Annotated in this window: 17 protein-coding genes; 7 read left to right on the forward strand and 10 right to left on the reverse strand. The window is 58.5% G+C overall.

Features of this window, described 5'->3' with window-relative positions; genetic code table 11:
- The first annotated feature begins 37 nt into the window (after nt 1-37).
- The 4 genes from GKN89_RS02610 (at nt 38) to osmB (ending at nt 4,672) form a co-directional block, all read left to right on the forward strand.
- Nucleotides 38-940 carry a glycyl-radical enzyme activating protein gene (locus GKN89_RS02610; RefSeq protein WP_154746301.1) on the forward strand — a complete coding sequence of 301 codons (903 nt, stop codon included), beginning with the start codon at nt 38-40 and terminating at the stop codon, nt 938-940.
- Nucleotides 941-944: 4 nt separating this feature from the next.
- Nucleotides 945-3,377: a formate C-acetyltransferase/glycerol dehydratase family glycyl radical enzyme gene (locus tag GKN89_RS02615; RefSeq protein WP_154746302.1), complete on the forward strand. Its 2,433-nt coding sequence runs from the start codon at nt 945-947 to the stop codon at nt 3,375-3,377.
- Between the two features lie 50 nt (nt 3,378-3,427).
- The gene (locus GKN89_RS02620) at nt 3,428-4,174 is read left to right on the forward strand and encodes a DNA-binding transcriptional regulator YciT (protein ID WP_154746303.1); all 747 of its coding nucleotides are present in this window, start codon (nt 3,428-3,430) and stop codon (nt 4,172-4,174) included.
- A 279-nt stretch (nt 4,175-4,453) separates the two neighbouring features.
- On the forward strand, nt 4,454-4,672 hold the full coding sequence (osmB, locus tag GKN89_RS02625; protein ID WP_004930634.1) for an osmotically-inducible lipoprotein OsmB: 219 nt from the start codon (nt 4,454-4,456) through the stop codon (nt 4,670-4,672).
- 191 nt (nt 4,673-4,863) lie between these two features.
- On the opposite strand, the gene yciH is transcribed toward osmB, so the two are convergent.
- Together yciH and pyrF are read right to left on the reverse strand one after the other, a co-directional pair.
- Entirely contained in the window at nt 4,864-5,190 is a 327-nt protein-coding gene (yciH, locus tag GKN89_RS02630) for a stress response translation initiation inhibitor YciH (protein WP_019452689.1), read from the reverse strand.
- A 10-nt stretch (nt 5,191-5,200) separates the two neighbouring features.
- Complete coding sequence (pyrF, locus tag GKN89_RS02635; protein WP_195933982.1) at nt 5,201-5,929, reverse strand: orotidine-5'-phosphate decarboxylase; 729 nt, start codon at nt 5,927-5,929, stop codon at nt 5,201-5,203.
- A 329-nt stretch (nt 5,930-6,258) separates the two neighbouring features.
- Between pyrF and GKN89_RS02640 the strand changes: the two genes are divergently transcribed.
- Nucleotides 6,259-6,519, forward strand: a complete 261-nt coding sequence (locus GKN89_RS02640) for a YdgH/BhsA/McbA-like domain containing protein (RefSeq protein WP_019452691.1) — start codon at nt 6,259-6,261, stop codon at nt 6,517-6,519.
- Nucleotides 6,520-6,692: 173 nt separating this feature from the next.
- Nucleotides 6,693-6,992, forward strand: coding sequence for an Arc family DNA-binding protein (locus GKN89_RS02645; protein WP_019452692.1), 300 nt, complete (start codon nt 6,693-6,695; stop codon nt 6,990-6,992).
- A gap of 61 nt (nt 6,993-7,053) precedes the next feature.
- On the opposite strand, the gene lapB is transcribed toward GKN89_RS02645, so the two are convergent.
- From lapB to pgpB, 3 genes are all read right to left on the reverse strand, one after another.
- Complete coding sequence (gene lapB, locus GKN89_RS02650) at nt 7,054-8,226, reverse strand: lipopolysaccharide assembly protein LapB (protein ID WP_019452693.1); 1,173 nt, start codon at nt 8,224-8,226, stop codon at nt 7,054-7,056.
- Between the two features lie 6 nt (nt 8,227-8,232).
- Nucleotides 8,233-8,535, reverse strand: coding sequence for a LapA family protein (locus GKN89_RS02655; protein WP_004930650.1), 303 nt, complete (start codon nt 8,533-8,535; stop codon nt 8,233-8,235).
- Between the two features lie 298 nt (nt 8,536-8,833).
- Nucleotides 8,834-9,598, reverse strand: a complete 765-nt coding sequence (gene pgpB / locus GKN89_RS02660; RefSeq protein ID WP_019452694.1) for a phosphatidylglycerophosphatase B — start codon at nt 9,596-9,598, stop codon at nt 8,834-8,836.
- A gap of 279 nt (nt 9,599-9,877) precedes the next feature.
- On the opposite strand from pgpB, the gene ribA reads away from it, so the two are divergent.
- Nucleotides 9,878-10,471, forward strand: coding sequence for a GTP cyclohydrolase II (gene ribA / locus GKN89_RS02665; RefSeq protein ID WP_019452695.1), 594 nt, complete (start codon nt 9,878-9,880; stop codon nt 10,469-10,471).
- 57 nt (nt 10,472-10,528) lie between these two features.
- Here ribA and acnA read toward each other — a convergent pair whose 3' ends face one another.
- The 5 genes from acnA to topA form a co-directional block, all read right to left on the reverse strand.
- Nucleotides 10,529-13,201 (reverse strand): aconitate hydratase AcnA, encoded by a 2,673-nt coding sequence (gene acnA / locus GKN89_RS02670; RefSeq protein ID WP_154746305.1) that lies wholly within the window; start codon nt 13,199-13,201, stop codon nt 10,529-10,531.
- A 219-nt stretch (nt 13,202-13,420) separates the two neighbouring features.
- Nucleotides 13,421-13,816 (reverse strand): hypothetical protein, encoded by a 396-nt coding sequence (locus tag GKN89_RS02675; RefSeq protein ID WP_154746306.1) that lies wholly within the window; start codon nt 13,814-13,816, stop codon nt 13,421-13,423.
- Between the two features lie 17 nt (nt 13,817-13,833).
- The gene (locus GKN89_RS02680) at nt 13,834-16,143 is read right to left on the reverse strand and encodes a type VI secretion system Vgr family protein (RefSeq protein ID WP_074054077.1); all 2,310 of its coding nucleotides are present in this window, start codon (nt 16,141-16,143) and stop codon (nt 13,834-13,836) included.
- Nucleotides 16,144-16,477: 334 nt separating this feature from the next.
- Entirely contained in the window at nt 16,478-17,452 is a 975-nt protein-coding gene (cysB, locus tag GKN89_RS02685) for an HTH-type transcriptional regulator CysB (RefSeq protein WP_004930690.1), read from the reverse strand.
- Between the two features lie 360 nt (nt 17,453-17,812).
- The gene (topA, locus tag GKN89_RS02690; protein WP_025159788.1) at nt 17,813-20,410 is read right to left on the reverse strand and encodes a type I DNA topoisomerase; all 2,598 of its coding nucleotides are present in this window, start codon (nt 20,408-20,410) and stop codon (nt 17,813-17,815) included.
- Between the last annotated feature and the right edge of the window lie 23 nt (nt 20,411-20,433).

The raw sequence follows: 20,433 nt of genomic DNA on the forward strand, positions 1-20,433 counted from the left end.
AATGGCGAAAGATTCAGCAACGCCAAACGGGTGACTCATGTTCTTTAATCTGCAGCGCTATTCGACCCATGACGGCCCCGGCATTCGCAGCGTGGTCTTTTTAAAAGGCTGCCCGCTGAGCTGCCGTTGGTGTCAGAATCCAGAAAGCCGCTCGCGCCATGCGGATCTGCTGTTTGACCAGCGCCTGTGTCTGAGCGGCTGCACGCTGTGCGCCGCGCGCTGCCCACAAGGCCTGCAGCCCACTTCGAACGGCGCGCTGACGCTGCAACGCGAGCACATCAACGCCGAGGATTATGCGGCCCTGGCCACCGTCTGCCCGACCGGCGCACTCAGCCTGTGCGGCAGCGCGATCAATCCCGACGATATCATGGCCGAGGTGATGCGGGATAAGCCTTTCTATCTGCGTACCGGTGGCGGTTTAACGCTGTCCGGCGGCGAACCCTTTATGCAACCGGAGGTGGCGGCAGAGCTGCTGCGGCGCGGCCGCGAGGCCGGCATTCACACCGCCGTCGAGTCCTGTCTGCACGTGCCGTGGCGTTACATCACCCCTTCGCTGCCGTGGCTGGACCTGCTGTTGGCCGATCTCAAGCACACCGACGAAGCGCGCTTCAGAACCTGGACCGGCGGCTCCGCCCGCCGGGTACTGAACAACTTCCGCCGTCTGGCGGCGCATGGCGTGCAGATGACCGTGCGCGTGCCGCTGATCCCCGATTTCAACGCCGATCGCCGCTCAGTCCGCGCGCTCGTCGACTTCGCCGCCGACGAGATCGGCGTATCGGAGATCCACTTTCTGCCGTACCACACGCTGGGCATCAACAAGTATCACCTGCTCGGAGAGCCCTACCGCGCCGCCCGCACGCCGCTGGACGCGCCGGATTTGCTGGCCTTCGCCGAAGCCTATGCCGGCGCCAAAGGCCTGACCGCCATTTTGCGAGGATAACGCCATGACCACGTTGGATTTGACCACCCTAAGCGCCCGCATCCAGGCGCACAAGAAAGCGCTGATTCACATCGTCAAACCGCCGGTGTGCACCGAGCGTGCGCAGCACTATACCGAAGCCTATCAACAGCATCAGGATCGGCCACTGCCGGTACGTCGCGCGCTGGCGCTGGCTAACCATCTGGCGAAGCGCACCATCTGGATCGCTAACGACGAGCTGATCGTCGGCAACCAGGCCAGCGAGCTGCGCGCCGCGCCGATCTTCCCCGAATACACCGTCGGCTGGGTAGAGAACGAGATCGACCAGCTAGCCGACCGGCCGGGCGCCGGTTTTTCGGTCAGCGAAGAGAACAAGGCGATTTTGCATCGCCTGTGCCCCTGGTGGCGCGGCCAAACGGTGCAGGATCGCTGCTACGGCATGTTCACCGACGAGCAAAAGGCGCTGCTGGCCACCGGCATCATCAAGGCCGAGGGCAACATGACCTCCGGCGACGCCCACCTGGCGGTTAACTTCCCGCTGCTGCTGGAGAAAGGTCTCGACGGCCTGCGTGAAAAAGTGAACGCGCGCCGCAGCCGTCTGCACCTGACCGAGTGGGAAGATCTGCACAAAGCGCAGTTTCTCAACGCCATCGACATCGTGCTGGCGGCGCTGAGCGAGCACATCCTGCGCTTCGCCCGCCTGGCGCGCGACATGGCGCAAAACGAACCGCGCGACTGGCGGCGCACCGAACTGCTGGCCCTCGCGGATAACTGTGAACAGATCGCCCATCGCCCGCCGCAAACCTTCTGGCAGGCGCTGCAGCTGTGCTATTTCATCCAGCTGACGTTGCAGATCGAATCCAACGGCCATTCGGTTTCCTTCGGCCGCCTCGATCAATACCTCTATCCCTGGTATCGGCGTGACGTGGAGCTGGAGCAAAAGCTGGCGCGGGAAGACGCCATCGAGCTGTTGCACAGCTGCTGGCTGAAGCTGCTGGAGGTCAACAAGATCCGCTCCGGCTCGCATTCCAAGGCTTCCGCCGGCAGCCCGCTGTACCAGAACGTCACCATCGGCGGACAGAAGCTGATCGACGGGCGGCCGTGCGATGCGGTCAACCCGCTGTCCTACGCCATTCTCGAGTCCTGCGGCCGCCTGCGCTCCACCCAGCCCAACCTCAGCGTACGTTACCATGCCGGGATGAGCGGCGACTTCCTCGACGCCTGCGTGCAGGTGATCCGCTGCGGTTTCGGCATGCCGGCGTTCAACAACGACGAAATCGTCATTCCCGAATTCATCAGGCTGGGGGTTGAGCCACAAGACGCTTACGACTACGCCGCCATCGGCTGCATCGAGACCGCCGTCGGCGGCAAATGGGGCTATCGCTGCACCGGCATGAGCTTCATCAACTTCGCCCGCGTGCTGCTGGCGGCGCTGGAACAGGGCCGCGACGCGACCTCCGGGCAGATCTTCCTGCCGCAGGCACAGGCGCTATCCAAAGGAAACTTCGCCGATTTCGAGCAGGTCTTAGCCGCCTGGGACCGGCAAATCCGCTACTACACGCGCAAGTCGATCGAGATCGAATGCGTGGTGGACAGCGTGCTGGAAGAGAATGCCCACGATATCCTCTGTTCCGCGCTGGTGGATGACTGCATCGAACGCGGTAAAAGCATCAAGCAAGGTGGCGCCAAATACGATTGGGTTTCCGGCCTGCAGGTCGGCATCGCCAACCTGGGCAATAGCCTGGCGGCGGTGCGCAAACTGGTGTTTGACCAGGGGGCGATCGGCCAGCAACAGCTGGCGGCGGCGCTGGCCGACGACTTCGCCGGGCTGGATGGCGAACAGCTGCGCCAGCGGCTGCTCAACGCCGCGCCTAAATACGGCAACGACGTGGACGAGGTCGATCGGCTGCTGGTGCGCGCCTACCAAACCTATATCGAAGAACTGAAGCAGTATCGCAACACCCGCTTCGGCCGCGGGCCGATCGGCGGTGGTTACTACGCCGGCACTTCGTCGATCTCGGCCAACGTGCCCTTCGGCGCCGCCACTGCGGCCACGCCCGATGGACGCAAGGCGCACACGCCACTGGCGGAAGGCGCCAGCCCAGCGTCAGGTACCGATCACCTGGGGCCGACGGCGGTGTTCAATTCGCTCGCCAAGTTGCCGACCGAGGCGATCCTCGGCGGCGTGCTGCTCAATCAAAAGCTGAACCCGGCGACGCTGGACAACCCGCGCGATCGGGAAAAGCTGATGCTGATGTTGCGCACCTTCTTCGAGAACTACCGAGGCTGGCATGTGCAGTACAATATCGTGTCGCGCGAAACGCTGCTGGCGGCGAAGCAACACCCTGACCAATATCGTGATTTAGTGGTTCGCGTAGCTGGCTATTCCGCCTTCTTTACCGCATTATCCCCTGAGGCGCAGGATGATATTATTGCGCGCACAGAACATACTCTTTAAACCTTTGACTCTTAGCGGCCGCGCCTTGGTGGCCGCATCATCAGGCCGATATGAATTTACGACAACAGACCATATTGCAGTTGGTTAACGATCGCCGGCGGATCAGCGTCAATGAACTGGCGCGCGCCTCGGGCGTCTCGGAAGTCACTATCCGGCAGGATCTCAACCTGCTGGAAAAGCGCAGTTATCTGAAACGGGTGCACGGCTCTGCCGTGGCGTTAGAGAGCGACGACGTCGACGCCCGCATGATGTCCAATTTCACCCTCAAGCAGCGGTTGGCGCAGTACGCCGCCGCGCAGGTCAATGACGGCGAGACGATCTTTATCGAGAGCGGCAGCACCAATGCCCTGCTGGCCCGCTACATCGCCGAACGCAAGCGCATTACGCTTATCACCGTCAGCCATTACATCGCCAACCTGCTCAAAGAAACCGACTGCGACGTCATCGTGCTGGGCGGCATGTACCAGAAGAAAAGCGAGACCGTGGTCGGCCCGCTGACGCGGCTGTGCATTCAACAGGTGCATTTCAACAAGGCATTTATCGGCATTGACGGCTTTCAGGCCGAAACCGGCTTTACCGGCCGCGACATGATGCGCGCCGATGTGGTCAGCGCAGTGCTGACCAAGGGCGTGGAGAATATCGTGCTGACGGACTCCAGCAAATTCGGCCAAATCCAACCCAACCCGCTGGCGCAGCCGGGACAGATCAGCCGGGTGATCACCGATTCACGTTTGGCGCTGGAGTATCAACATCAGCTGAAACGCCAGGGCGTGCAGCTTGAGTTGGTCAACGAGTAACGCGGCCGCCACCGCACCTATCGCGCCGCGCGGGCCACACCGCGCGCCTTTCCCCTTGCACAGCGGGTTTTTAAGACTATTTACCTGTTTATCCTTCCCGAGAAACCTATACTCAGCTTCGGTAACTTTTGGGCCGTAACCTGCTAATTATTCGGCCGTTAACAAAAGATGCCATTTTTTATATCGATACTGTATGGGAACCAACGGCAGGCCTGATCTATGGTTAACGCCTATACTTACAGGGCACTTCCATATAGCCAATGCTAAGGAGAAGTCATTATGATGATTATCAATAAACGTTTCGCCACCGCCGCTCTGGCTCTGACTCTGGCGTTTTCACTCAGCGCATGTTCCAACATGTCCAAACGCGATCGCAACACCGCTATCGGTGCCGGCGCCGGTGCAGTCGGCGGTGCGGTGCTGACCAACGGCAGCGCGTTGGGCACGCTGGGTGGGGCTGCGGTAGGGGGTATCATCGGTCACCAGGTTGGCAAATAAACCTGACCGATAGTCTTCCGCCGACAGGCTGGCAAAAGCGCATCTGCGCTTTGACGTATTAACCAGAATAACGATGATTTCAGGTCTGTTTTACTTTAAGTCTATGGTTCTTTTGCCGTTAACGGGCTAACCCCCGGCAGCAACAACCTCAAGCCATGCCGCGGCATTGCACTGCGGCATGGCGATTCGCCTCAGCCGCCCGCCAGCTTCACCTTCATGCCTTTGGCTTCCAGCAACTGTTTAAGCAGGTCGCGCTTATCGCCCTGGATCTCGATGACACCTTCTTTCACCGAACCGCCGCAGCCGCATTTCTTTTTCAATTCCGCCGCCAGCTTGTCGAGCGCGGCATCATCCAGATCGACGCCGGCGATCAGGCACACGCCCTTCCCCTTGCGGCCGCTGGTCTGACGCTGGATGCGCACGATGCCGTCGCCCTTGGCGCGTTGCGGTTTAACCTCTTCCTGCTTAATGCGACCGGTGTCCGTGGAATACACCAGACGGCTGTTATCGTCATTCATCATCGCTTCCTCAGGCCAAAGAGGCGCGGATCGCGCGCAGCGTCGCGGCCGGATCGGCAGATTGGGTGATCGGACGCCCAATCACCATGTAGTCCACGCCGGCGGCCTGCGCCTGCACCGGCGTCATGATGCGGCGCTGATCGCCCGCCGCGCTGCCTTCAGGGCGGATCCCCGGCGTCACCAGTTGGAAAGCCTGCCCGCAGGCGGCCTTCAGGCGCTGCGCTTCGTGCGCCGAACACACCACGCCGTCCAGCCCGCAGTCGCGGGTCAGGCGCGCCAGGCGCTCGGCGTGCTCCGCCGGGCTGGTCTCGATGCCGATGCCGCGCAGGTCTTCCGCTTCCATGCTGGTCAGCACCGTAACGGCGATCAGCAGCGGCGCATCCGCGCCGTAAGGCACCAGTGCTTCTTTAGCGGCGGTCATCATGCGCGCGCCGCCGCTGGCGTGCACGTTAACCATCCAAACGCCCAGCTCCGCCGCTGCGGCCACCGCATGCGCCGTGGTATTGGGAATATCGTGGAATTTCAGGTCGAGAAACACGTCGAAGCCGCGCCCGTGCAGATCGCGCACCAGCTGCGGCCCAAACAACGTGAACATTTCTTTGCCCACTTTCAAGCGGCAGTCTTGCGGATCGATACGGTCGGCGAACGCCAGCGCAGCGTTCTTATCGGCGTAATCTAACGCCACAACGATTGGAGATGATTTTAAGTCATTGTTATTAGTGTTATTTTTAGACTTCATTTCTTCTACCTTCTGTAAAATGGACATAATCAGGGACTCACCCGCGAAACTGACCGCCGCATTCTACATGCCGGGGACCAGAAATCCCAGCCGCAGCGCGCACCTACGCTCTGTCATGTTACCTCCCGTCTTTGTCATGGCGCGTCAACGAACGCCCGTCAGCAATAAACTACGCAGCGTAAAACGCCGTAAAGATGCGTAAATTGTTAATCAGATATTTTGAAAGACTTGCTCAGCATTATCAGATTTTCAATCGGCACGGATGCTTTATTATTCACCACATCGGAAGCGAACGGCTTCCTTCCTAAATAAACAGACTGGAGTCACCTATGAAAACCATCAAATATTTTGCAGCCGCTGCCGCTATTGCACTGACCTCTTTCGCCACCTTCGCCGCTGAACCGATCAGCAGCCAGCAGGCCGATAACCTGACCGCCACCGGCGTCGTTTCCGCAGGTCACGCAACGACCCTCAGCAGCCTGGAGAAAAAACTGGCCGCTAAAGCCGATGCCCAGGGCGCCAGCAGCTACCGTATCATCTCCGCCGGTGGTAACAACATGTTGAGCGGCACCGCGATCATCTACAAATAATGTTTCCGGTACAGGGCCCGACCGTTCGGGCCCTGCCTCTGTTTACCGCCTGAAAAAAACCGCATTTCCCCCGCCCCATTTTGTTACAGAAATATTAAATTTTTATTACACACTAGACACCCGATCGTCAGTGGCTTAGCTTGAAGGCATCTTCCTGCAGAAAGGCTTTCAAAATGAGCGAGATATCGACACTTACCATTAAAATTCCTCTGGAACTGAAGGAAAAAATCCGCGCCGCCGCCGCTGAAAACGAATTTTCGTTGAGCGTAGAAGTGTGCCAACGCCTGGAAAGCAGCTTCAGCGAGCCCGCCGCCAAGGCTGAAAAACCCACCAAGAAAGCGGATGAGCTGCACCACGGCGAGATCGACAATCAAAGCACCGAAGAAGAGATTGAACAGCCGCTGAGCCAGAAAGAGCTGAAGAAACTGCGTCAGCTGTTGAAAACCGGCGCCAAAGGCGGCAAGAAAAAGTAAGTGATGAACATAAAAAAACGGGGCGATTTATCGCCCCGTTTTGTTTTGTCTCGCCGCCGCGTTATTGCCCGTCCAGACCGCGGATCGGTTTAACCGACGACCAGGCGCGGCACGACGGGCAATGCCAATAGAGCGAGTGCGCGGTGAAGCCACATTTGTGGCAGCGGTAACGCGGTTTGGTGCGAATTTGCTCGCCGACCATATCGCGCAACAGCAGTAGACTCTCTTTCGCTCGGCCGTCTTCAGCGTCTGCCAGGTGGTAATCCATCAGCCGATAGAACACCCGCATGGTGGGATGGCGCTGCAGCTGACGGTTGATATAGACCTGCACCACGTCGCGCCCTTCGTGCTGCTCGATGATTTCGGCCAGCATCAGATCGGCGGTGGCGCCGGTGTTCTCTTCCACACAGCGTTTCAGGAAATCCGCCCAGTTGTGCTGCTGTTCCGGCAGATGCCGGTAGCACTCCTGCAGCATCGGCAGCGTCTCGCTGACCAGCTCTTTATCCTGGCTCAATACGCGCTGCAGCGATTCCGCCGCTTTGGCGTAGTCGTTTTGCGCCATGTAGATGCGCCCGAACATGATGGACACGCGCGCACACTGTTTGTCGGCGGCGTCCGCACGCTTGAGCAGGCTCATCGCCCGATCGAGATCGTCGCTGCCCATCGCCTGCAGCGCCAGCTCGCAATAGAAGTGCGCAATTTCGACGCGCTGTTTCTCTTTGCCCAGCTTGACCAGCTTTTCCGCCACGTCGATCGCTTTTTGCCAATCGCTGGTGGCCTGATGGATCACCAGCAGCTGCTGCAGCGCAGAGACACGAAAATCCGCTTCGTCGGTCAACTGGCTGAACATATCCTCCGCCCGATCGTACAGCCCGGCCGCCATATAATCGCGGCCCAGCTGCTGTACTGCCAACAGACGTTGTTCGAAGGTCAGGGAGGCGCTTTCCATCAATGCCTGATGGATACGGATAGCGCGGTCGACTTCGCCGCGCGAACGGAACAGGTTGCCCAGCGTCAGGTGAGCCTCAACGGTGTTGCTGTCCTCTTTCAACATATCGAGGAACAGATCGACCGCCTTGTCCTGCTGGTTGGAAAGCAGAAAGTTCACCCCTGCCACGTATTCACGCGACAGGCGGTTGGCTTCTTGCTGTTTGTCCTGCTGAGCGCTTCTGCGCCCCATGTACCAACCGTACGCGGCAGCCACGGGCAGCAACAGAAACAGCAGTTCTAACATAGAGGATTATTCCTTGCTGACAACGGGCTGAGCCGCCGGTTCAGCGGGCTGCTCGAGCTGCAGCTCCAGCCTTTTGATCTTGCGCTCGGCGCGGCCCAGCGCAATGCGCGTGCGCAGGTAAAACAGGCCGCAAATGATCCAGCCGAGCACGAAACCGGCGCCAAACAGCGTGGCCAACAGGGTCGATACGCGATAGTCGCCCTGCGCGACCAGATAGTTAAAATTGACCACCTGATCGTTATGCGCACCCAGAGTGACGGAAATCACGAAGATCACCAGAACCAACAAAAAAATCAGCAAATATTTCACATTCTTTCCCGCGATGCCGAGTGAATCGGATGAACGATGCCAAAACGTGGCGTCCCTAACCCTTAAGTTAGCATTTCCCGTTGCGGCAGGGAAACCCTGCGGCACGATAAAACCACATATCTGCTGGCATATTCGGCAGTCAACGGCTTTAGCGATCAAATTGATGAGAAAGCTTCTCAAAACGTCGAATTTATAAGGATATGGGGGCGGCGGCGCAGATTGCAATGGCGGGAAAATGTAAGCGGTTAATGCGGCGCCGATCGGGCGCCGCGTTGCATGTGACATGGTCACATAACCATCACGGCTCCGGCTTGCGCGCCGCGATTTCCTGCTGCTCTTGTGGCGGCGGCGTCAGCGGGCCGAACCAGCGCTGCGCCAGCCAGCAGGTGACCACCACCAGCAGCCAACTGATCAGCGTAGCCATCGCCAGATCGCGCGGCCAATGCATTCCCAGCAGCAGACGGCTGCCCATCACCCCCGTTGCCCACACCATCAGCAGCGCGACGGTTTTATAATGGCGACGCGGCCACAGCAACCCTACTCCCAACAGAGCCCAGGTGGCGGCGAACATGGTGTGCCCCGACGGAAACGCGAAGCCGGTTTCAAACTGCCAGTGCTTGCGCAGCCAGTTCGGCACCACAGTTTGATCCTGCAGCTGCTCGCGCACCAGCGCGCTGCGCTCTTTGCGGTGCAGCGAATAAAAATATTTGCCGTCCACGCCGTGGGTTTGCTCCAGCCATACTACAAACGGCCGCGGTTCTTGCACCCGATCCTTGATTAACGACTTCACCCCCTGCCCGATCACCAGCGCGGCGAAAAGCAGGATCGCCAAACCGATGGCCGCCTTCAGCCGAAAGCGCAGACACCACAAAAACCAGCCGCAGAGGATAACGCTGGTCAGAATGCCCCACGGCGAGGTTACGGTTTCGGTCACCCAGTACAGCGCTTTGAGCAGCGGCTCATTGCCGCCGGGTTGCCAGTGCCAGCCGGATACCCAGACTGCCAGCGGCATCAACAACAACAGCAGCGCGCCGCCCGCCGTGCGTTTTGCTATCTCATACATTGCCATTTTCCTCTGCGTGAATCAGGCAGCAGTGTAACAAGAGTGCAATATTGATAACACGCTAAAAATTAAACAGATAGGCAACCTATCGCAATAATAGGTGGCCAGAAAACGCCATCTGCTGGTTTGCTGAGCACCGCCCGGCAAGAAGTTGTGGCAAAATAGCCGATAATTAACGAAATAGAGATCGGCGTAGCACGTTTTAGTCTTGGTCAATGTACTGAACCGGACTTAGGATGCGCGACAATGATTGAATCGTACGCTTTTGTGGAGAGTGACATGCAGCTTAAACGGGTGGCAGAGGCAAAACTGCCGACACCTTGGGGCGATTTCCTGATGGTAGGATTCGAAGAACTGGCGACCGGGCATGACCATCTGGCGCTGGTATTCGGTGACATTTCCGGCGAAGCGCCGGTGCTCGCACGCGTGCATTCCGAATGTCTGACCGGCGACGCTTTATTCAGCCTGCGCTGTGACTGCGGTTTTCAACTGGAAGCCGCGCTGGAGCAGATCGCTGAAGAAGGCCGCGGCATCCTGCTTTATCATCGCCAGGAGGGCCGCAACATCGGCCTGTTGAACAAGATCCGCGCCTACGCCCTGCAGGATAAGGGCGCAGACACCGTGGAAGCCAACCACCAGCTCGGCTTCGCCGCCGACGAACGCGACTTCACCCTGTGCGCCGACATGTTCAAACTGCTGGGCGTCGACGCGGTGCGTTTGCTGACCAACAACCCGAAAAAGGTCGAGATCCTGACCGAAGCCGGTATCAACATCAGCGAACGCGTGCCGCTGATCGTCGGCCGCAACCCGAAGAACGAACACTATCTGGCGACCAAGGCCGCCAAAATGGGCCATTTGCTCGACCAGAAGTGATCGCCGCCGCGGCGGAAACAATCAGGGCGCCTTGCGGCGCCCTTTTTATTGCTCGATTTACAGCATCTTCCTGATCACATAGTGCAGGATACCGTCGTTTTCGTAGTAGGTCAGCTCATTGCCAGTATCGATACGGCAACGGGTGTCAATCACCGCCTTGCGCCCGTCGGCATAGGTGATGTGCACCGGCACCGTCTGGCCCGGCTGCAGCTGTTGCAGGCCGCCGACGCTGATCTGCTCGTCCCCGGTCAGCCCCAGCGTTTTGCGCGTCACCCCCTGTGGGAACTCCAGCGGCAAAATGCCCATGCCGATCAGGTTGGAGCGGTGAATGCGTTCGAAGGATTCGGCGATCACCACCCGCACGCCCAGCAGGCGCGGTCCTTTCGCCGCCCAGTCACGGCTAGAGCCGGAACCGTACTCTTTACCGGCAATCACCGCCAGCGGCACCTTCTCTTGCTGATACTGCATCGCGGCGTCGTAGATAGACAGCTGCTGCTGCGACGGAATATGACGGGTATAACCGCCCTCCACGCCCGGCACCATTTCGTTGCGGATACGGATATTGGCGAAAGTGCCGCGCATCATCACTTCATGGTTGCCGCGGCGCGAACCGTAGGAGTTGAAATCCTGCGGTGCCACGCCGTGCTCGCTCAGATAACGCCCCGCCGGGCTGTCGCGCTTGATATTCCCCGCCGGCGAAATGTGGTCGGTGGTCACCGAGTCGGCCAGTATCGCCAGAATGCGCGCATCCTTGATGTCTTGCACCGGATCCGGCTTCACCTTCATGGTGCTGAAGAACGGCGGATGGCGGATATAGGTCGAGTCTTCCTGCCACTGATAGGTCGCCGAACCGGTCACCTGGATCGCCTGCCAGTTGGCGTCGCCGTCGAACACTTCGCCGTATTCCTTGTGGAACATCTCGGTGCGCACCTCTTCCACCGCCTGAGCGATGTCCTGGCTGCTCGGCCAGATGTCCTTCAGGTAAACAGGTTGACCGTCGTTGCCCTCGCCGAGCGGCTCTTTGCTCAGATCAATCTTCATGCTGCCCGCCAGCGCATAGGCCACCACCAGCGGCGGCGAGGCCAGCCAGTTGGTTTTCACCAGCGGGTGGATGCGCCCTTCGAAGTTACGGTTGCCTGACAGCACCGCGCCCACGGTCAGATCGCCCTCTTTGATCGCCTGTTCGATCGGATCCGGCAGCGGACCCGAGTTACCGATGCAGGTGGTACAGCCATACCCCACCAGGTTGAAACCCAACTCTTCCAGATAGGCAGTGAGTTTGGCGCTGTCGAAATAGTCGGTCACCACTTTGGAGCCCGGCGCCAGCGAGGTTTTTACCCAGGGCTTGCTGCGCAGCCCCTTCTTGACGGCGTTTTTCGCCAGCAGGCCGGCCGCCATCATCACGCTCGGGTTGGAGGTGTTGGTGCAAGAGGTGATCGCCGCGATCACCACCGCACCGTCGCGCAGTTCGTGCTGCTGCCCGTCCAGCGTAAAGGTTTTGCTGTCGGCCTTGGCCTTGTGCCCACCGATATCCAGTTCGGTAGCGGCCTTGAACGCCTGCGGCACATTCGGCAGCGCGACGCGATCCTGCGGGCGTTTCGGTCCGGCGAGGCTGGCTTCCACCGTCGACATGTCCAGCGCCAGCGAGCTGGTGAAGACCGGTTCATCACCCGGATGGCGCCACATGCCCTGCGCCTTGGCGTAAGCCTCTACCAGCGCGATTTGTTCGGCGCTGCGGCCGCTGAGTTTCATATAGCCGAGCGTAACGTCATCCACCGGGAAGAAGCCGCAGGTGGCGCCGAATTCCGGCGACATGTTGGCGATGGTCGCACGGTCCGCCAGCGGCAGATCGGCCAGGCCGTCGCCGTAGAACTCGACGAACTTGCCGACCACGCCGTGCTTGCGCAACATTTGGGTGACGGTCAGCACCAGGTCAGTGGCGGTAATCCCCTCTCTGAGCTTACCGGTCAGCTTGAAGCCGACCACGTCGGGGATCAGCATCGACACCGGCTGGCCCAGCATCGCCGCTTCCGCTTCGATGCCGCCGACGCCCCAACCGAGGATGCCCAGGCCGTTGATCATGGTGGTGTGGGAGTCGGTGCCCACCAGCGTATCCGGATAGGCCACGCGGCGGCCGCTTTCGTCGCTGTGCCAGACCGTTTGGCCAAGGTATTCGAGGTTAACCTGGTGACAGATGCCGGTGCCCGGCGGCACCACGCGGAAGCGGTTGAAGGCTTTCTGCCCCCAACGCAAGAAGGTGTAGCGCTCGTGGTTACGCTGCATCTCGATACGCACGTTGTCTTCAAAGGCGTTGTCATCGCCGAATTCATCGACGGTGACCGAGTGGTCAATCACCAGATCCACCGGCGACAGCGGGTTCACCTGGTCGACGTTGCCGCCCAGCCGCCGCACCGCTTCGCGCATCGCCGCCAGATCGACCACCGCCGGGACGCCGGTAAAATCCTGCATCAGCACGCGCGCAGGACGGTAGGCGATCTCACGGTCAGCATGGCCGGTTTGCAGCCAGGCGACGATGGCCTTGAGGTCGTCAACCTGCACGGTGTCACCATCCACATGGCGCAGTAGGTTCTCCAACAGCACTTTCATCGATTTTGGCAACCGGTCGATATCACCCAGCTGCTTCGCTGCCAGCGGCAGACTGTAATAGTAATACTCGCTATTCAGCGCAACCAGCTTATCCATACTTGTTTCACGAAGATCGGACGACATAGCTCCTCCATTTCTTATTGTGAGTAAAACAGGGTAATTACTGAGGTCTTGTTTAAAGATACCACAAAGATAAGTTAACGATTTGATAACAACACGTTTTGCACACAACGATAGGCGGGAACAATCAACGGGAAGAAAGGATCAACACGGCCAAGGGGTTAGACAGCGCGCCAACAAAAACGCCGCAACGATGCGGCGCTTTAGCACGAAAAGGCAGGTTTACAATGGTTCAGCGGGGAAATCCATGCCCACCACCGCCAGCTGATTCTTACGGCCCTTCTTCACCTGGATGCCCATCCCTTTGTGCAGCAGATGCATCTGGCCAGGTTGAACCAGGGCTTTGGCGGTGTGAAGGCGGGTGTCGCCCGGCAGATAAAAATCGACGTCAAAGAAAAAATCATTACCGTATCGGGTGTTGGTTTGCCGACAGGACTCGAGGCGCGAGGCGATAATCTCGCCTTGCCAGCTGTCCTTGCTGAGATAGTTTTTAACCGCGGACATCTCGCTCGAGTTACCGCCGTTATTTTTAAAAATACAGTAAAAGAAAATACCCATCACGACAGGGGTGGCGATCCCCGCATACAGGAAGTACTTCGACATATCAGCCAGAGACATAAGTGTGCTGCTCCATTTTATGTAATTATAAACAACGAGTTATTCGTTACATTCAGCGTTCTGTTGCTGATATTGGTCACCTCGATATTCACCACCACACCGTTCGTTTCCGTTTTAAACGCCGTCTTTGAAAACTCTTTCAGCTTATAAGAATTTGACAAGCCTGTCAGGCTGTTGGACACGCCAACGATGCTGCTGGTTATCGCCGATGCCGATACGCTGTTGCCGGTGATACTTTCGCTGAAGGCGGTCACGGTCAGGCTGTGCAACTTGGGATTGAACACGGACTCCGGCGCTTCCAGGCTGATCTTTTCACCGCTGACAATCTTGATTTGATGCGGGCTGTAAATCGTAATGGTTCCCGCGTTGACGTTTTGCGTCCAGTCGCCGCTATTGATGTTGGTGGTAACGCCGTCTTTGATCGATTCATTGACGCCGCCTTTGATCTCGCGTGTGACGCCGCCGGTAACGTCCTCTTTATGGCCGCCGGCACCGATCTTAACCTCCCGCCCTTTATCCAGAGTCTCGGTCAGTTTGCCGGTGACATGGTGGCTTTCATTCCCGTCGATATCGCTGGTGCGGTCGCCTTTGATCGTAACCTTGTCGCCGCCGTCTTTAATGTCGAACGTCCGCCCCGCCTTGATCTCCGTTGCGACGCCGCCATTAAAATAGCCGGTTTCTTTTTGATCCACCGTGGTGGTGCGCTGGCCTTTGTAGTGGAAGGTGGCGTTGCCCGTCACTTCGTCTTGCTGTTGCTTGAGGATAGTTGTCGTCCGGTTGCCGTCGATATTGACCTGCTGGTCATTTTCCACCGAAACCTTCATATCCTTTTCGGAATGCAGCTCTACAGCCTCGCTGCCCGCCTTATCTTCGAAAAACAGATAGCTGGCATTGTCCCGGCTGCCGTCCTTACTGCGGGTCATAAAGCCCATTTGCGTCGCCGCCGCCGGCAACACCCACGGCGGCATGCTCGCTTCATTGTAGACGCGCCCGGTGACAATCGGCCGGTCCGGATCGCCGTTGATAAAGTCCACCACCACTTCATCCCCGACGCGCGGTATTTGTACCGAACCGAACCCTTGCCCCGCCCAAGCGCTCGAGACCCTTACCCAGCACGAACTGGTGTCATCCCCTTTGGCGCGGCGATCCCAGTGAAACTTCACTTTTATCCGGCCGTATTTGTCCGTCCAGATATTCTCGCCGGCGGGCCCTACCACCCTGGCCGTTTGCGGGCCATAGGTGCGCGGCCACGGCGTCACCGTCAGCGGGCGAAAAACGGTGGCGGCCGGGATAACCGTAAAGTCGATGCGATGTACCGTTTCGCCTTCTTCGCCGCTGGCGTAGCGGTTCTCGGAGAACGTGTAATCGGCGGCCGTCGTCAGGTATTCGCCGTTATCGCTGAAAAACGGGGCGTTGATCAGGGTAAAGGTGTAGCCCGGCGCCACTCCAATCGCCGTTGCGGTGCCGTGTATCTGTTGATGTTCCACCTGCCAGCGCTCCTGGCGCACGCGTGCGTAGAACTCCCCATCAGCGTGTTCGACATAGCGGCCCGGCCAATCGTAGACGTCGATGCTGCCCGGCATCGGCGAGGCCGGGTTTTGGCGTGCCTGGAACAGCCAGGCGTTCGGCTTGCGGAAGTCATAGTCGTCCAGGCCGTAAATGCCAGGCGTCACGCTGTCTTCCGGTGCCCATTGCCCGATGCCCTGTTCGAGGGTGCTGCCGCCAGACGGAGTCTGATGGTAGGGAATCGTCTCGTAGCCGCTAAACGGCTGATACTGCCCTGCCGCATCCGTCAGCACCAACGTGTGACGGCCCGCCTCATGGCGAAAGTGGTAAACGATCCCCTCCAGCTCCATGAGGCGGCTGATGAAGTCGAGACTGCTCTCCTGATACTGAACGCAGTAATCCCACACCCGATAGTGACCGGTGAGTTTATCCTCTACGTTCACCTGATATTCGCTGAGCAAAGCACGCACCGTTTGCGGCACCGTCTGGCCCTGGAAGATGCGCAGATTGCGATCGCGCTTCATCGGCCATAGATCCGATTCCACCGTCAGCGTATACACGGCATAACGCGTGCCACTTAACTCGACGGCGCTGACGGCCACGCGGGTCACCTTGCCATTGATATGGCGATCCGCTGACAGCAGCCCCGTCGGCAGAGTCACCGTGACCGGTTGCCCCAACAGCTCGCTGCGATTAATACGGGCATCGCGGCCCAGCAAGGTCAGCGTCAGCGCAAACGGCTCGGACAAGGCTTCACGGCCCGCCAGCTTCCAAAAAAGCAGGCCCTCAACGGGCAATTGGACAGAGATACGGCTGGTCATGAGATAAGCGGCTCCGGTGACAATTGGTTAGCATCACTTTAACTTCCGAGAGAAAAAAAACTCTTTGCCAGAACAAAAACGCCTCATTTTCGGAGGATTCCTAACCAGCAAGACACAGGCCGCCTCAACGCAGAATGAGGGCTATTCAGAAACTTAATGGAAATGGCAGAGGGACTTTGGTCTGGCGCAAGAGCACCGCAGCGCGTTCCCCTGGTCAAGATTGGATTAGCGCAATTTGCGAATGGGGCGGTTTATGTCGCAGGCGCTTGCTCATAAAAAACCCGGAAAGGCGCTGGCCTGTCCGGGTGTGGTTTGATGTCGTCAACGCGGGGGATTATTTGATCGGCAGCTTGATGTCTTTGAACATGGCTTCGATCTCTTCATTGGAGCGCAGCGCCACCGCGCTGTCGACCACGTCGCGCGTCAGGTGCGGCGCGAAGCGCTGAATGAAGTCGTACATGTAGCTGCGCAGGAAGGTGCTGCGGCGGAAGCCAATCTTGGTGGTGCTGTAAGTGAAGATATCGCGCGCATCCACCGTCACCAGGTCCGGATCCTGCACCGGATCCACCGCCATGCTGGCGATAACCCCTACCCCCAATCCCAGGCGCACGTAGGTTTTGATCACGTCGGCGTCGGTGGCGGTAAAGACGATGCGCGGCGTCAGGCCGGCGCGGTTGAAGGCGGTATCCAGCTCCGAACGGCCGGTGAAACCGAAGGTGTAAGTGACGATCGGATAAGCCGCCAACTCTTCAATGCTGATGCTGCTTTTGCCCGCCAAAGGATGATCGGGTTTCACCACTACCGCACGGTTCCAGTGATAGCACGGCAACATAATGAGATCGTCGTACAGGTGCAGCGCTTCGGTGGCGATGGCGAAATCGGCGGTGCCCTTGGAGACCGCTTCGGCGATCTGCGTCGGCGAGCCCTGATGCATGTGCAGCGAGACGCGCGGGTAACGCTCGATAAAGCCCTTGATCACGTTAGGCAAAGCATAGCGTGCCTGAGTATGCGTGGTGGCGACGTACAGCGAGCCTTTGTCCGGGTAGGTGTGTTCACCGGCCACGGCTTTAATGGCGTCCACCTTGGACAGCACTTCACGCGCGATGCGAATGATTTCCTGGCCTGCCGGGGTGACCTGGGTCAGGTGTTTGCCGCTGCGGGCGAAAATCTGGATGCCCAGCTCGTCTTCGAGCATGCGCACTTGTTTACTGATGCCGGGTTGCGAGGTATAGAGCCCTTCTGCCGTTGAGGAGACATTCAGGTTGTGGTTAACCACTTCCACAATGTAACGAAGCTGCTGCAATTTCATATCTTATACCATCCTAGGTTAAACACTGCGGCTTACCCGCAGCCAGGTATATCGGTGTCGCCCCGGTATGCTGAAACTCACAAGCCATAAACACCGTGTTTTACCCTGATGGTGAAGAAAACGCCGTTGTTAATAAGCTTTAATAATAAAAAAACTTTTTATATAACCACTATACCACGTTGCAGCTTCAAGTATAGATCCGCGTCACACTATGATAACGATTATTTTGCATTGGTATCAACGTGAAACGGCGGCGGTGGAGGGATAAAAGCAGCAAAGCATAGATCCGTTCTCCTCTTTTCACCAATAAAAAAACCAGCCGCCAGGGCTGGTTTTTCTTCTTGCAGGCGGAATGCGGCCTTACTTCTTGCCTTCAACCCACTTGCCGTCCACGTAAAACGCGGACCAGCCGGTCGCCTTGCCGTCTTTCTCGGAAGAGACATACTGCTGCTTGGTTTTGCGGCTGAAACGCACCAGCGTTTTATTGCCTTCGGCATCCGCCACCGGCGCATCGGCCAGGTAGCGCAGCTTCTCCGGCAGGCGATCCTTGAAGCGAGCCAGCTCTTCCACCAGCGGCGCGCGGGTTTCACGCGATTTAGGGAAGGTGTTGGCCGCCAGGAACACGCCGGCCGCGCCGTCACGCAGCACGAAATAGGCGTCGGACTTCTCGCACGGCAGCTCCGGCAACGGCACCGGATCTTCCTTCGGCGGCGCAACATCGCCGTTACGCAGGATCTTGCGGGTGTTTTTGCAGTTCTCGTTGGTGCAGCCCATGTACTTGCCGAAACGCCCCATTTTCAGGTGCATTTCGGAACCGCACTTGTCGCACTCAACGACCGGACCGTCGTAACCTTTGAGGCGGAACTCGCCCTCTTCGATCTCATAGCCGTCGCACGCCGGGTTGTTACCGCACACGTGCAGCTTACGCTGGTTATCGATCAGATAGCTGTCCATCGCGGTACCGCATTTCTTGCAGCGGCGACGGGCGCGCAGCGCGTTGGTTTCCGCGTCGTCGCCTTCAAGGATGTTGAGCACTTCCGCTTCCGGCACCAGGTTGATGGTGGTTTTGCAGCGCTCTTTCGGCGGCAGCGCATAGCCGGAACAGCCGAGGAACACGCCGGTGCTGGCGGTGCGAATGCCCATCTTGCGGCCGCAGGTCGGGCAGTCGATGCTGGTCATTACCATCTGGTTAGGCCGCATGCCGCCTTCTTCCGGATCCTTCTCCGCCGTTTCCAGCTGTTCGCTGAAGTCGACGAAGAACTCGTCCAGCACCGCTTTCCACTCGGCCTGGTTGTTGGCGACCTCATCGAGGCCGTCTTCCATGCGGGCGGTGAAGTCATAGTTCATCAGCTCGCGGAAGTTCTCTTCCAGACGATCGGTGACGATCTCACCCATTTTTTCGGCATAGAAGCGGCGGCTTTCCACCCGCACATAACCACGATCCTGAATGGTCGAGATGATGGAGGCGTAGGTGGACGGGCGGCCGATACCGCGTTTTTCCAGCTCTTTCACCAGCGAAGCTTCGCTGTAACGCGCCGGTGGCTTGGTGAAGTGCTGGCTCGGGATCAGTTTCTGCAGATCCAGTTCGCTGCCGATTTCGACGTAAGGCAGCGTGCGATCTTCATCGCCCTTGCGCAGCGCCGGCATCACCTTGGTCCAACCGTCAAAGCGCAGCGTGCGGCCCTTGGCGCGCAGCTGATAATCGCCGGCTTTCACCGTCAGCGTGGTGGAATCGTATTGCGCCGGCGTCATCTGACAGGCGACGAACTGGCGCCAAATCAGCTGATACAGCTTCTGCGCGTCCGCTTCCATGTCTTTCAGCTGCTCGGCGAGCACGTTCACGTCCGAAGGACGGATCGCTTCGTGCGCTTCCTGAGAATTCTCTTTGCTGCTGTACTGGTTTGGCGCCTTAGGCAGGTATTTGTCGCCGAAGTTGTCGCCGATATAGCCACGCACCATGTTGAGCGCGTCCTGGCTCAGGTTGGTGGAGTCGGTACGCATATAGGTGATGTGACCGGCTTCATACAGCCGTTGCGCCATCATCATGGTTTTCTTCACGCCGAAGCTCAGGCGGGTACTGGCGGCCTGTTGCAGCGTGGAGGTAATGAAAGGCGCGCCCGGCTTGCTGCTGGTCGGTTTGTCTTCGCGATCCAGCACCGTGTAGCGGGCTTTTTCCAGCAGTTTGACCGCGGCGTGAGTCTGCTCGCGGTTGACCGGTTTGAACGGTTTGTCGTGCGCGTGGGTCACTTCCATCTGCAGCGCGGTTTCACCCTTCGCCAGCAGATCGGCATGCAGCTCCCAGTACTCTTCCGGCACGAAAGCCTTGATGTCGCGCTCACGCTCAACCACCAGGCGTACCGCCACCGACTGCACGCGGCCGGCGGACAGGCCGCGGGCGATTTTTTTCCACAGCAGCGGCGAGACCATATAGCCCACCACGCGGTCCATAAACCGGCGCGCCTGCTGCGCGTTGACGCGATCAATGTTCAGCTCGCCCGGCTGTTTGAACGCCTGTTGGATCGCGTTTTTGGTGATTTCGTTAAACACCACGCGGCTAAAGCGTTTGTCATCCCCACCGATCACTTCCCGCAGGTGCCAGGCGATGGCTTCCCCTTCGCGGTCAAGGTCGGTTGCGAGATAAATGTGGTCGGCGTTTTCCGCCAACGATTTTAACTCAGCGACCACTTTTTCTTTACCCGGCAGGATTTCGTAATGCGCTTTCCAACCGTGGTAAGGGTCGACGCCCATGCGATTTACCAGCGCCGCCTTCTCATCTTTTTTAACTTTTTTCTTGGCTTTGTCTTCGGTTGAGTCAGCGCTCTTTTTGCTGGCTGAGCCACTGGTCGGCAAATCACGGATATGACCGACGCTGGACTTCACCACGTAGTCATTTCCTAAATATTTATTAATAGTTTTGGCTTTTGCCGGGGACTCAACTATTACGAGAGCTTTACCCATATTTACCTTTACCTAAATTTATT

This window comes from Serratia sp. YC16 (assembly GCF_009707615.1).
GTDB classification, from domain to species: Bacteria; Pseudomonadota; Gammaproteobacteria; order Enterobacterales; family Enterobacteriaceae; genus Serratia; species Serratia surfactantfaciens.